This window comes from Blastopirellula marina (genome assembly GCF_002967765.1).
GTDB classification, from domain to species: Bacteria; Planctomycetota; Planctomycetia; order Pirellulales; family Pirellulaceae; genus Bremerella; species Bremerella marina_A.
Window position 1 is genome coordinate 301,062 of sequence record NZ_PUHY01000006.1, and the last position, 12,193, is coordinate 313,254.

Here is a 12,193-nt window from a genome sequence, read left to right on the forward strand (position 1 = left end):
AAGGGGAACGCTCACGGTTTCCGCATCGCCAAGTTAAGGAGCGTAAGCTGGCGAAAAGAACTTCTCGCAATCGCTCGCGGCATCACTTACAACAAGCATACGCATCCCGCATCGCGTTCTCCATTCCGATTTTACCAGCGAAGCAGCCACCGTGCCTCAGCCCATCCAGAAAACGACCTCACGTCGCTGGCTGACATTCCGAATCAGCACGCTACTACTAGCAGTGGGCTTGGTCTCGATTGCTTTGGGTTACCCGCACCTTCGACATTACGTGCAATTTCAGAGATTCAAATCGTTCGTCGGACGCGATCTGAGCCAGCTTTCGGATGAGGAAACGAAGTTACTCCGCAACATTGTGAAAGAATTACTCCAAACGGAAGACTCTCCTTTTACGGGTACAAAGCCTTTACTTTGCATCTGGAAAAGCGAGTGCAAGACAAAGGAACGTTTCCTCTTACTGCAAACGAGCGGTATCTACGCGATTCCGGGAGATAACCCAGTTTACCTCACTACATTCAATAGTTCTGGACAAGTTATTAAGAACGAATCCTTCCCGACTGGGTACCGGAATAATCTCGTCGATGCCAACATCGAACATGAATCGCCATTCGGTCCGACACCAATTTTACGAATCAGAACTGGGCCCGGAATTCATGGTACGCCAGCTCGAGAACAATATTACGCTGTCGTCGAAAACGAGATCGTTTTGCTACGTTTAGAGGACAACAATGGTAGTCGAATCAAAAACAGGCAATATTCCCTAGGCCCAGAACCAACGCAGCGCACAGAAACCCAGTGGCTCAGCGGTCTACGCGATCCCAATCCGATCGAAGTCTTACGAAGCCTTAACTGGCTGGCCGATGCAGATTCACCCGTCGACAGTGCGGAAACAGTTGCAATCGTCAAGCAACTCAGCACGCATCCAAACGCCTGGATCGCGGAAGCTGCTCAGTACGTCCTTTCTCCGCATCCCGATCATCGCAGCGATCTATTTCAGCTGCTTCGCGATGACACATCCCACGCGGATTAACCTCAATGGCTTCGCTTTGGAATACACTGCTTTCCTACCTCGCTCCAGGTTACCACTGGCGCAGGGTGTGCCCCGATACGCTCGAAGCGATCGCCGATGATTTCATTGCCAAACACTTGCCCGATTCCAGTGTCTGCCAGGCACTCGATTTCAATCGTATCGACGACGGCGATCCTGGGTTTGCCTGGCGGAGGCGTGTCGCGGCGATTTATGGCGTAGCAACCTGTTATCAACATCCGCGTGGCGATGTCGCACGGCCAGGCTGGAATCGTGCGCTCTGGCAACATCATCCCAATACTTCCCCGGAACAATTGGTCGATCGAATTTTCGAGCAAATCATTCAACAGCTTCGCACAGCGAACGAAAGGAGCACGCGTTCACCCTGATTGTGTTGTATTGAGTCGAAATCTCTCGTCACAAGCTCTGATCTCATAACAACCTGCGACGATTTCGCAAAATTGTGTGTAAGGTTTTCTCCCCAGCTCGGAATCCATTAGCAGAGAGAGGAACCATGCCGGATGCACCACTGACCCGCGTTACCTTGCTCCTGCGAATCCGTGACGCGGCCGACACCGAGGCCTGGAAACAGTTCGTCGAACTGTACGGCCCTGTTGTGTACGGTTGGTATCGGAATCGTGGATTGCAAGACGCGGATGCGTGCGATCTGACGCAGGAAGTCCTGCAAGGCGTCGCTCAAGGTGCGTCTCGTCTGCAATACGATCCGCAGCGAGGCACGTTTCGTTCGTGGTTGTTCACGATCGCTCGCCGAAGGATGCACGACTTCTTAGAGCGTCGCGGACGTTTACCAAGTTCAGGCGAAGATACCGGCCAGTTCCAATCGCTTGCCGCCCAACCTGCGGCGGATGAAGAAGCCGAATGGGAACGTAGCTACCAGCAGCAATTGTTTTCCCTGGCAGCCGCGCACGTGGAAACGTGCGTTGAACCTGCTACCTGGCAAGCTTTCTGGCGAACTGCCGTTGAAGGTCAGCCTGGGCAGAAGGTCGCCGAGCAGCTGCAGATGACCATCGGTAGCGTCTACGTTGCGAAAAGTCGCGTGATGGCCCGCTTAAAACAATGGATCGAAGAGGTCCAAGGAGACGAATAGATGATTTCCAAATTCGACCGCTCCCCCGCCTTCCTTCCTCAACAGGCCGACTGCCTGGACGAGTCTGATCTGTATCAGTTGGTCGACGACCAGTTGCCGGACGAGCTGCTTCCCACAGTCCTTACGCATCTCGATCACTGTTCGGCCTGTCGAGCTCGGCTCGAAGCGGCCGCTGGCCAGAAAGAGCAGTGGCAAGCCGTGGCTCAACATCTGCAACCGAAATCAAGCGAACCGGCCGACGGCCAGCTCAAAGAAACCTTGCAAAGCCTGAAAGATCCTACCCGCCAGGTTCCGAGTGCCACGCGTACGGGGACACCGCACGACGCCCCACTGAAAAAAGACACGCGGCTTTCTGGTCGTTACCAGATCATCCGTCAGCTGGGGCACGGCGGAATGGGCATCGTCTACCTCGGCTTCGACGAAATGCTGCGCCGCCAGGTGGCGATCAAGCTGATCCAAGGCCCATTGACGCACAAGCAGGAAGCTCAGGAACGAATCAAACGCGAAGCGATTGCCGCCGCGGCCATTCGTAGCCCGCATGTGGTGACCATTCATCACATCGACCACATCGAGTCAGGCCCCTACCTGGTGATGGAATACATTGCCGGCGTCTCGCTCGAAGAACGGTTGCATTCAGAGACGCAACTTTCTCCCGAAGAGATCATCCGTGTTGGCAGCGAAATCGCCGCTGGGCTGCAAGCGGCCCACGCTCGCGGCCTGATCCACCGCGACGTAAAGCCAGGCAATGTGCTGCTGGAAGATGGGACCGGCAAGGTCAAGCTCACCGACTTCGGTCTGGTGCGTGGCCTGGACGATAGTTGGCTAACGCAAGACGACATGATCTCCGGTACGCCTGAATACATCGCTCCTGAGCAAGCGGCGGGTCGTGAAGTCGATCGCCGTGCCGATCTCTACAGCCTCGGCTGCGTAATGTATGCCCTTTGCACCGGAAAACCCCCGTTCCACGACGACACTCCACTCGCCATCCTCCGCCGCGTTCAGGACGATCAACCTGCCTCGATCCAGGCCGCCCGACCTGATATTCCAACCGCACTGTGCGACGTGATCGAGCGGCTTCTACAGAAAGACCCTGATGCTCGTTATCAAAACGCGGCCGAGGTACAAGCGGCACTTCAAGCGTTGCCGACAACCGATCATGCTCACGTTGCCCAGTCACCTCTTCACACGAAACGTACCCGCCGTGGCCCCCTGCTCGCCATGGCCGCCACAGCCGCGCTGTTGGTGGCGGTGATTGCTCTGGGAGCGAGTCAGGCCAACGGCTGGAGCAATTTCGGACAACTACTGCTAGCCGCCAACGACGAGCAACCTGCCGAAGCACCTGCCGCCGAGGCAGACGTCCCCAAAGAAGTGAACGCCAAAGAACCGGCGGCGGCAGAAGACGTCGTCGAGCAAGAGGTAACCGATCCTGCCCCGGAAGTGACCAATGCCGCCGAACTACGTCCCGCACCATCTCCTCCAGCGGCTCCGATTCGCATGCAGATTGTCACACCGGAACAGTTGATGCAGGAACGCATTCAAGCCGAGAAAGACTCCCTCCCGCGAGACGAATCGCCGCTGCTGGCCCGCAAGCTACTCGGTCACACTGGACCAGTCCAAGACTTTGTTTTCACTCCCGATGGAAAATCACTCATCTCATGCAGTGGCTGGCCGATTGGGGATCGAACCATTCGCATGTGGGATTTGGAAACAGGCAAGGAGGTCCGTCGATTTGATACGGCTCCCGTGCCACCGAATCCGAATAACTCCGGCACAAGGGAAGCTCCTGGTGAGTTCTACGCGTTAGCAATCAGCCCCGATGGCACCAAGCTGATCTCCACCAGTACTGGCGGTGCCGTCTGCCTGTGGGATGTCGCCAGTGGCAAGATGATTGGTGAGTTCAAAGGACACATCAGCACGGTTTACGCGGTCGAAATCTCGCCAGACGGGACGAAGGTTCTCACCGGCGGACGAGACTCCATCGCGCGGCTTTGGGACTTGAACACGCAAGAGGAACTGATGCAACTGAAAGGACATACCAGCGACATCCGCACCGCCAGGTTCTCGCCTGATGGCAGTCAGGCCCTGACCACCAGTCTCGACCAAACACTACGTCTGTGGGACCTGAACGCTGCCAAGCCGATCCACGTGATGCGATCGAACAACAAAACGGTTACCGATGCCCAGTTCTCACCCGATGGAAGTCGTGCCGTCTCGCTGTGTGCTCCTTCCATTGATATTTGGGACTTAAAAACCGGCAAGCTGATTCGACAGTTCCGCGAACAAGGGCCGCCGCTGACCACGGTCGACTGGTCCCCGAACGGTCGTCTGCTGATCACCGCAGGCTACGGCGGCCAGGTTCGTCTGTGGGATCCCGATAACGGACAGCATGTCGAAACCATGCTCGGACATCGCAACTGGATCTGGCGCGTAAAGTTCACGCCCGATGGCAAACAAGTGGTTTCGGCGGGCGGCGGACGGCACGGTGCCGTTGGTGGAGTCCAAGTCGGCCCTGACTGTGCGATCCGCGTCTGGGATCTCCCCAAGCTGCCACCGCGTGTCACCACGCCGTAAATCAATGTCTTATATTCTGTCCAAGCCCTGAAAGGACGACCAAAGCGCAACCCGCTTTCAAGGTCTCTTTTCAGGGCCTTTTTCGTTTCCGATCCCTTCTTCATCAGCGAATTGTCGCGGCCAGAATTTTTCTTCTCTAGCCTGGGCAACACCTTGCGCTGGCAAGCGTGAAAAAATGAGTTGCTAAGTTGACACGATCTCTGGATAACCGAAGCCACAAGTCAACATTTCCTGCGGTGCCAGCACTCGTTCCGATCTCATGTCCGATACGTATCTCCAACTCGCTGCCGAACTCGACGCGTACACCGCAGGCGTTTTGCCACCGCTGCGTCGGTCGAAGCCTCCAACAGGAGACGAGATCAAGCATTCGGTGCGCGAGCTGATCTCGCATGTCGATCAAAAGTTGGTCGACGTGTCGGGACGTTTGCGAGCGTTGGACGCTTCGCTGAAAGAAAAGCAGCTTAAGCAAACGGGCAACGATCAACCCCTACCACCACAAACACCGAAAGAGATTCTCGACGACATCCAGCTGTGCGTTACCCGACCGGTTACGCGTAGCAAGTTCTCCTGGTCGAGAATCGGCAAGCGGCTGCGCCGGATGATCCGGCGTGTGAACGACGAACAAGAAGATGCCCGCCACGAGAAAGATCGCCGCCAACGTTATCAAGCACAACGCGAGCAGGAAGAGAAAGATCTCTGGTCGTGGCGACCGCCAGGGCCAACACCGCGGCCCAAACGACGTCGCTCGCACGCCCCTCCACAAGTGAACCTCGATACGCCCGATGATTTGGCCGAAGGAATCAACCCTTCAATCAACCTGGCCGAAGCAGAAAATCTGTGTGCCTCGGGCATCCTAACCGGGTCTTCGAAAAGTGCGGCCAACCAGTCCATCAATGCGATCGAACCCTACGATCACCAACGTCCCACGTCGGAAGACACGGGCCAGAGGCCCGGGGCACACCGAGACTTGGTTGATGAAGGCGGTGACTTGGGACCAGCGAAACCTTCCGTTGGCGTTCCCCAAGCCAGTGACCAATCTGGCTTACTTGATGCCCGATTGGTTCCGCTCCAGGGCTCCCTTCAAGCCGATCCGGCCTGGGTCGCGGGCGATCTTGTCGGCGAAGACGCGGGCATCTTCCACGATCGGTCGCAGACGCAAGGTCAGCTCACGCAAATTCAGCGCGGCATCGTTCAGGTTTTGATAGAGATGGGGATCGTTGATCAACTTCCCTACGGTCCCTTCCGACTCGTTCACGCGTCGGCTGAACTGAGCCAACTGCGAGACCAGCAAGTTCAAGTTCTCCGTCGCGTTCTCAAGGTTAGCAACCAACTGCTCGCCCCGTTCGCCGAGCGGCTGCGTGAAGCCTTCCAGATTTTCGAGATTCGTATCGGCCCGAGTCGCGACCGACTTCAACTGTTCGATCAACGCACGCGATTCCCTGATCGTATCCGGCAGCCCATTCAAAGCTTCCTTCAACTGTTGGTTCAACTGCTCGTCCCCGACCAGGTTTTGCACTGCGGCCAAGGTCATATCGAAGCGAGTGATCGCCCCATCGGTCTTCTGCAAGATGCTGCCGAAGTTCCCTTCATTGGCCAAGACGACTCGGTTGGCGTTCTCGCTCAGCACGCTGATATTCGTCCCTGCTTGCTCCAACGTATCAAGCGCGCGATTAATCTTCTCTTGCAAGTTCACCAGCACGGCCAGCGGATTTTCCGAGACCGAACCTTCGATCTGAGCAGCGTTGGGCAGCGGCTCGTTCGGCAAGCCGGGTCGATCAGTCGGAACGAACTCAAGGGCCGCGTCACCCAACAACGACTCCGAAACGATCCGGCATACTTCGTTGTAATGCGGCATGTATTCCTGATCGACTTTCAAGGTGACCAGCACTTTGCGATCGTCGCGCAGTTTCACATTGCTGACGCGGCCGATCAGAATGCCGCTGGTTCGCACGGGGGTATCGACCGTAACGCCAGGCGCCGTGTTGAAGACGACATACAAAGTCTCTTTTTCGGACAAGAACTGCGGCTGCTCTCCCAACAGAAAGAACAAGATCCCGGTCAGCAGCATTGCCACCAGCATCACAAAACCGACTCGAAATTGCAAAACGCGGTCGTCCATGGCCCGTGTTCCTTCCGGCTAGTCGCCGATGAAGGCTCCCAACTCCTCGATGCGTTGCCCTGCTTCCCCGTGGACGAACTGCGTCACGCGTTCGTCGCGGCATTCTTCGACCTCATCCGGTCGACCGTCGTACAGGATTTGCGGCTCGGCTTCCTTCAGCCGGGGTGCCGGGTACATCATGATCATCCGGTCGGCCACCTTTTGTGCCGTCCGCATGTCGTGCGTGACCACGATACTGGTCACGGGGTATTTACTGCGTGTCCGCAAAATAAGTTCATTGATCACATCGCTCATGATCGGATCGAGCCCAGTGGTTGGCTCGTCGTACAGAATGATGTCTGGTCGCAAGACCAACGCCCGCGCGAGCCCGACTCGTTTCCGCATTCCGCCCGAGAGTTCGGCCGGCTTCTTCCACACCACCGATTCCGGCAGGCCAACTTCCTTCAAATGCTGAAAGACGATATCGCGAATTTCGGAGAGCGGCTTGTTGGTATGCTGCTTCAGCGGAAAGGCGACGTTCTGCCCGATCGTCATACTGTCGAACAGGGCCGCATTCTGGAACACGAAGCCAAAGCGAATCCGCTGCGATGTCAGCTGCCGATCGTTCAGCTTGTTGATGTTTTGTCCATCGAAGATCACTTCGCCGTGGGTGGGACGAACCAGACCGATCAGCGACTTCAGCAGCACCGTCTTGCCGCAACCACTCTCGCCGATCAATGCCAGCGTCTGACCACGCGGAATGCTCAGGCCAATATCGCGCAGAATGGTTTGTCCCTCGAACTGCACGAGCAAGTCGTTCACTTCGACGATGGGTTGAGCGTCGTCAGCTTCCAGGCGGGCGTGCATCATTTACGCACCTCCACTGATCGAAACCATCGAATCAGGCCACATCGCCATGTAGACGCGTTCCAGACCGATGTTCAAAACCAAGTCGATCACCAGGATCATCACGAACGAGTAAACGAACGCCGCGGTCGCTGCCTTGCCGACCCCTTCGGCACCTGCGGTGCAATAAAACCCTTGATGACAACTGACCAGGGCAATCACCCCACCGAAGAAGACCGATTTGAACAGCCCGCAGAAGATATCCCACGAGCCGACAAAGATCTGGGAATTGTACAAGTAATAGTGCTTGTCGATACCAATGATGATCACGGAATAAAAATAACCACCGACGAAGCCCATGAAGTCGGCCATCACCGTCAGCGCGGGAATCAACAGCAGCATCGCCAACACGCGGGGGACGACCAAGTAGTGAATGGGATTGGCCCCCATCGAGGTGAGCGCATCGATCTGCTCGGTCACTCGCATGGTCCCGAGTTCAGCCGCCATGGCACTTCCGACTCGGCCGGCCAGCATGGTAGCAGCCAGCACCGGCCCCAGTTCGCGGACCAACGACATATTAATCACCGCGCCCAACCTGGTTTCCAAACCAAGTTCGCGGAATTGGTAGTAACTTTGCACGGCGAGCACCATGCCGATGAACGTTCCGGTCAGGGCCACCACCGGCAGGCTCATCACGCCCACTTGATAGAAGCTGGGGAGCAAGGTCTCGCGTCGGGGCCAACGGCCGACCGTCCAGGCCAGCGTTCGCCAGGCAAACAGCGTCAGCACACCGATCGACGTAACCGTGTCGATCGCGACTCCGCCCCAGTCGGCCAGCCAGTTGAACAAAGCCAACTGCACCGACGACAACATCGAAGGTTGCGCGTCTTCGGTGGGAGTTTGGGGCTGATCGTCCCCGTTCGAATTAGAAACCGTCCCTGTCGACAAAACCGTCTCGCTTTGGTGCTAGCACTTTTTCGCGGCTATCCTACGCCGCTTCGTCTCTTCTCTCATCGGCCGCGCGGACCGTAACGCTTCAGTAAGTTGTACCGATTAGAGAAACTATTCGCACACAAACCAGATGAATCAGCTAGCAATGACCTAGCTGATAGGTCGCAGAACACAGGGCGAATAAGTTACCGCAATCGGGACAAATGCCCTTATCGGCGCCCGTCAAACCGACGATAATATGCGGACATCTCTCGTGCTGTCTGTGCAGCCGAAGATGCCTTACCTCACGATCTCTCCCCCCTCTCAATTTGAGGCCACGTCCCGCAACCGGGGTGGCAACTAGAATGATGGCAACCATACGGGCCATTGCATCGATTCCACTGGGCGTTGTCGCCGGCATGGCAGCTATGCTGTTCTTGCTGATTCCCTGCTTTTTGATGTACCCACTTCCATCGGGCATTGATGTCAACGATCCGGCCGACGCCGAAGCGTTTGGTCGGCACTTAGCCTCGTTGCCTGTTTCGGCGTTCGCCTTGGTGCTGGTTGCCCACGCTGGTGGCGCATTCGGCGGAGCAGCTTTCGCACGGCTGGTCGAAGGGGAAGCGATCTGGAAAGAATCGCTGGTGATTGGGCTGATCTTCACCGCAATGGGAATCGTCAACGCGATTTCGCTCGGCATGCCATTGTGGTTCACGGTCATCGACCTTCCGCTTTATTTGCCGGCGGCGATGCTCGGGGGATTTTCCCTCGACATGGTACTTAGCCGTCAAGAGATGCCAACAATGAAGAAAGCCAGCGCATAAAAAAAGTCGAGGAGCTCAAATTGAACTCCTCGACTCGGAATCGTGTGAGGCAGCTGCGACTACGGCATGATGACCTTATTGATGACGTGGATCACGCCATTCGAGCATTCGATGTCCGCTTTGACGACCTTTGCTTCGTCGATCATCACGTTGCCATCTTTGACTTCGATGTCGATAGTCGAGCCTTCAACGGTCTTGGCTTCTTTCAATTTCATCGCGTCCTTGGCCATCACTTTGCCTGGCACGACGTGATAGGTCAGAATCTTGACAAGCTTTTCCTTATTTTCTGGCTTCAACAGCGTTTCAACCGTGCCGTCTGGCAATGCGGCAAAGGCTTCGTCGGTTGGAGCAAAAACAGTGAATGGACCTTTGCTCTTGAGTGTCTCAACCAAGTCGGCTTCCGTGACGGCGGCGACCAAGGTCTTGAACTTACCAGCGGATACCGCGGTGTCGACAATGTCCTTCGTGTCTGCAGCGTGGACGGAAGAAGCGGCCAGAGCGAGCATGCACGTTACAGCGAGAGCGATTCGTCGGAATGCCATTTGGGATTACCTTTTTCGAGCGTGGAGTTATGTTTGAAACAGTTCTCACCCAACGAGCGGACGGCCACGCATCAATGCGATCGCCTAAGCCCTGCCCAACTGGGAATCAGGAAAACGAGATCTCGCGTTACGTGCCTCAACCGGAAAGACGTTGCAACGATTAACAGAACTTTTTCGAGAAACCGAGCGAATGTTTTTTGATAGACCAAATCGATCAAAGCAGAGTTATTGGTCGATTTGAACTCACTCCCAACGAATCCGCGACACAATCACGTTCTTCTCGCCGGGGGTCGTCGTTCGCTTGGCAACCACGATCCAGCTTTCCTGCGGCGTGATGTCGCAGACCCCAAAGTTACCCATCGCTGCGGAACCTTCTTTCGGGACGACAATCTGCTCGGTCTGGCGAAGGATGCGATGGGTCGTGGGATCGATTTTCGCCAGGAAGATTGGGGCTCGGTGTCGCATGACGTCGTCGTTGTCAGCACCACGGCGGGTGTAAGCCAAGTACAAACCACCGGGCCGAGCCAGAAAATGTTGCTGCGTGTTGTAGCTGCCTAGCTCCTGGCCGTCATCGAATCGCCACTTTTCCGCTTCGCTGAAATGAAGGCCATCGTCGCTGGTGCTGACGTAAGCGGCCTTGTCGTTTCGCATCGTGAGATAGTACGTGTCCTCGAATTTCGCCAGAGAGGGCTCGCTCATCCCGCGGCCAAAATCGAGTTTATGCTGGCTGCCGTGCTCCACGTATTTCAGCGTGGTGCCGTCGAACTTGCAGCGAGCGACCGCCGCGTAGTGAATGCTGTTGTTGTGCTCGCCAAAGTAGAACGGCAACAGCAGTTCTCCATTTGGCTGGACCACCCATTGGGCACAGCCACTCCGTTTGTAAGGCCACCGAAATGACTCCGGAAACGCGACCGTTCGCCAGTCACTCCACGCGTTGTCTTCAGGATCGTAGACGGCGTAAAAGATATCACTTTGCCCGCCTGGTATATCCTTCTGCGTTAGCGGATCGACGTAAAACGTGGCCCCGATCAGCAGCACCTTGCCCGTTTGTGGATGATACTGCGGCGTCGCATCGACCGGTACCACCAAGTACGAAGCCAAGTCCTTTTGGTCTGGCGTTCGCACCTCAAGTTCGTCGTGAGACTTCGGCCCGTCCCAGGTTCGCCCCAGATCGGGGCTTGTGGCACTCACGATCCCAGCGTAGTTGTGCGTCCCCTTCATTCCGTGCGGCTGCATCGTCAACAGAATCGAGGGATTTTCATCGCCCGCTTGCGGAATCGCCGTCGCCCGGGCCTGAAACCAAAACGCATCGCTGGGGCAAGGGAAATGATGCTCGATCGTCACTGAAAACTCAGGGTCCGCCGCAGTGGCTAGGCTTGCCAAGCCTACCAACAGAAGACCGACCCAAAATGATTGCCAGCGCATCAGAATTCTCCTTGTTTGCCGAAGCGGCTGCGGGCTATCGCGCCGAACTCGATGGCCGCAGCGTCGATGTTGGCCAGTACTTCCTCTTTGCCTCCCAGCGTCAAGTTACGAGCAGCAGCGATCACGGTGGCGTGTTCGTTGTCGTCCATAAATTTCGCGGCTTCGACCAATTGGCGAGCTTCCTCTGGCTGGACGACCAAAAAGCCGTGCTTGTCGGCATGGATCAAATCGCCTGGGTTTACGCGGCGGCCGAAAACATCGACAGGGCAGTTCCAACGCACCGGATGGACAAAGCCATGCCCGACACACAGCCGCTTGGCGATTGCTTTGAAACCGACGCCAGTCATCTCGTCCAAGTCGCGAATCGCCCCGTCCGTGATCGTACCGACACAACCGAGCGTGCGATGAATGTTCGAGTTGACCTCGCCCCAAAATGCGCCGACATACGCAGGCTTATCCAGATCTTGCACTACCACAATTTTTGGACCGGGCACACTGGCCATGTAACGCCGGTACTCACTAAACGCGGTTGGCGAATTCGCTTTGTGCGACGGATTACTCGGTTCGATCACCACCGTCACTGCCACGCCGACCATCGCCCCCATGTGCGGCATGAAGTCGCGCGTCTCCTCCAAATTGAATCCTTCACTGGCCGGATTTCGCTGCGTGATCTGCTCCCAACCGTTGTAAACCGTCGGCGTATTCCAGCTCTTCAATTGAACGAATTCTTCCGCGGAAAGAGGACGATCCGCAGGCGAGGGTTCTGGGGACATGGTGCTTCCCTTACTTGGCATGGCATGATGAGGAGAGGTGGGGAAGCGT

Annotated in this window: 12 protein-coding genes; 5 read left to right on the top strand and 7 right to left on the bottom strand. The window is 56.4% G+C overall.

Annotation, left to right across the window (positions count from 1 at the left end):
* Positions 1–151: 151 nt before the first annotated feature.
* From C5Y83_RS09240 to C5Y83_RS09255, 4 genes are all read left to right on the top strand, one after another.
* A complete protein-coding gene (locus C5Y83_RS09240) occupies positions 152–1,030 on the top strand; it encodes a hypothetical protein (protein ID WP_105329387.1) in 879 nt (292 codons plus the stop codon).
* Positions 1,031–1,035: 5 nt separating this feature from the next.
* Entirely contained in the window at positions 1,036–1,416 is a 381-nt protein-coding gene (locus tag C5Y83_RS09245) for a hypothetical protein (protein WP_105329388.1), read from the top strand.
* Positions 1,417–1,541: 125 nt separating this feature from the next.
* Positions 1,542–2,135, top strand: a complete 594-nt coding sequence (locus tag C5Y83_RS09250; RefSeq protein WP_105329389.1) for an RNA polymerase sigma factor — start codon at positions 1,542–1,544, stop codon at positions 2,133–2,135.
* Positions 2,136–4,706, top strand: coding sequence for a WD40 repeat domain-containing serine/threonine protein kinase (locus tag C5Y83_RS09255; protein ID WP_105329390.1), 2,571 nt, complete (start codon positions 2,136–2,138; stop codon positions 4,704–4,706).
* Positions 4,707–5,193: 487 nt separating this feature from the next.
* On the opposite strand, the gene C5Y83_RS29115 is transcribed toward C5Y83_RS09255, so the two are convergent.
* From C5Y83_RS29115 to C5Y83_RS09270, 4 genes are all read right to left on the bottom strand, one after another.
* Positions 5,194–5,457 carry a hypothetical protein gene (locus C5Y83_RS29115; RefSeq protein WP_146117722.1) on the bottom strand — a complete coding sequence of 88 codons (264 nt, stop codon included), beginning with the start codon at positions 5,455–5,457 and terminating at the stop codon, positions 5,194–5,196.
* Positions 5,458–5,748: 291 nt separating this feature from the next.
* A complete protein-coding gene (locus C5Y83_RS09260; protein WP_105329391.1) occupies positions 5,749–6,825 on the bottom strand; it encodes an MlaD family protein in 1,077 nt (358 codons plus the stop codon).
* 18 nt (positions 6,826–6,843) lie between these two features.
* A complete protein-coding gene (locus C5Y83_RS09265; protein ID WP_105329702.1) occupies positions 6,844–7,671 on the bottom strand; it encodes an ABC transporter ATP-binding protein in 828 nt (275 codons plus the stop codon).
* Positions 7,672–7,674: 3 nt separating this feature from the next.
* Complete coding sequence (locus tag C5Y83_RS09270; protein ID WP_105329703.1) at positions 7,675–8,523, bottom strand: MlaE family ABC transporter permease; 849 nt, start codon at positions 8,521–8,523, stop codon at positions 7,675–7,677.
* A 422-nt stretch (positions 8,524–8,945) separates the two neighbouring features.
* Here C5Y83_RS09270 and C5Y83_RS09275 point away from each other — a divergent pair, with 422 nt between their 5' ends.
* Positions 8,946–9,404, top strand: a complete 459-nt coding sequence (locus C5Y83_RS09275; RefSeq protein ID WP_146117723.1) for a hypothetical protein — start codon at positions 8,946–8,948, stop codon at positions 9,402–9,404.
* Positions 9,405–9,463: 59 nt separating this feature from the next.
* Here C5Y83_RS09275 and C5Y83_RS09280 read toward each other — a convergent pair whose 3' ends face one another.
* From C5Y83_RS09280 to C5Y83_RS09290, 3 genes are all read right to left on the bottom strand, one after another.
* The gene (locus tag C5Y83_RS09280; protein WP_233207185.1) at positions 9,464–9,910 is read right to left on the bottom strand and encodes a fasciclin domain-containing protein; all 447 of its coding nucleotides are present in this window, start codon (positions 9,908–9,910) and stop codon (positions 9,464–9,466) included.
* A 279-nt stretch (positions 9,911–10,189) separates the two neighbouring features.
* Positions 10,190–11,371 (bottom strand): sialidase family protein, encoded by a 1,182-nt coding sequence (locus C5Y83_RS09285; RefSeq protein ID WP_105329394.1) that lies wholly within the window; start codon positions 11,369–11,371, stop codon positions 10,190–10,192.
* On the bottom strand, positions 11,371–12,144 hold the full coding sequence (locus C5Y83_RS09290) for an RraA family protein (RefSeq protein WP_105329704.1): 774 nt from the start codon (positions 12,142–12,144) through the stop codon (positions 11,371–11,373). Before C5Y83_RS09290 ends, C5Y83_RS09285 begins: the two co-directional genes overlap by 1 nt.
* Positions 12,145–12,193: the final 49 nt, after the last annotated feature.

What these genes read in the sequence shown, in the direction of transcription:
- C5Y83_RS09245 (WP_105329388.1), top strand. Translation starts at nt 1,036, where the DNA reads ATGGCTTCGCTTTGGAATACACTGCTTTCCTACCTCGCTCCAGGTTAC.
- C5Y83_RS09250 (WP_105329389.1), top strand. Translation starts at nt 1,542, where the DNA reads ATGCCGGATGCACCACTGACCCGCGTTACCTTGCTCCTGCGAATCCGT.
- C5Y83_RS09255 (WP_105329390.1), top strand. Translation starts at nt 2,136, where the DNA reads ATGATTTCCAAATTCGACCGCTCCCCCGCCTTCCTTCCTCAACAGGCC.
- C5Y83_RS09260 (WP_105329391.1), bottom strand. Translation starts at nt 6,825, where the DNA reads ATGGACGACCGCGTTTTGCAATTTCGAGTCGGTTTTGTGATGCTGGTG.
- C5Y83_RS09265 (WP_105329702.1), bottom strand. Translation starts at nt 7,671, where the DNA reads ATGCACGCCCGCCTGGAAGCTGACGACGCTCAACCCATCGTCGAAGTG.
- C5Y83_RS09270 (WP_105329703.1), bottom strand. Translation starts at nt 8,523, where the DNA reads ATGTTGTCGTCGGTGCAGTTGGCTTTGTTCAACTGGCTGGCCGACTGG.
- C5Y83_RS09275 (WP_146117723.1), top strand. Translation starts at nt 8,946, where the DNA reads ATGATGGCAACCATACGGGCCATTGCATCGATTCCACTGGGCGTTGTC.
- C5Y83_RS09280 (WP_233207185.1), bottom strand. Translation starts at nt 9,910, where the DNA reads ATGCTCGCTCTGGCCGCTTCTTCCGTCCACGCTGCAGACACGAAGGAC.
- C5Y83_RS09285 (WP_105329394.1), bottom strand. Translation starts at nt 11,371, where the DNA reads ATGCGCTGGCAATCATTTTGGGTCGGTCTTCTGTTGGTAGGCTTGGCA.
- C5Y83_RS09290 (WP_105329704.1), bottom strand. Translation starts at nt 12,144, where the DNA reads ATGTCCCCAGAACCCTCGCCTGCGGATCGTCCTCTTTCCGCGGAAGAA.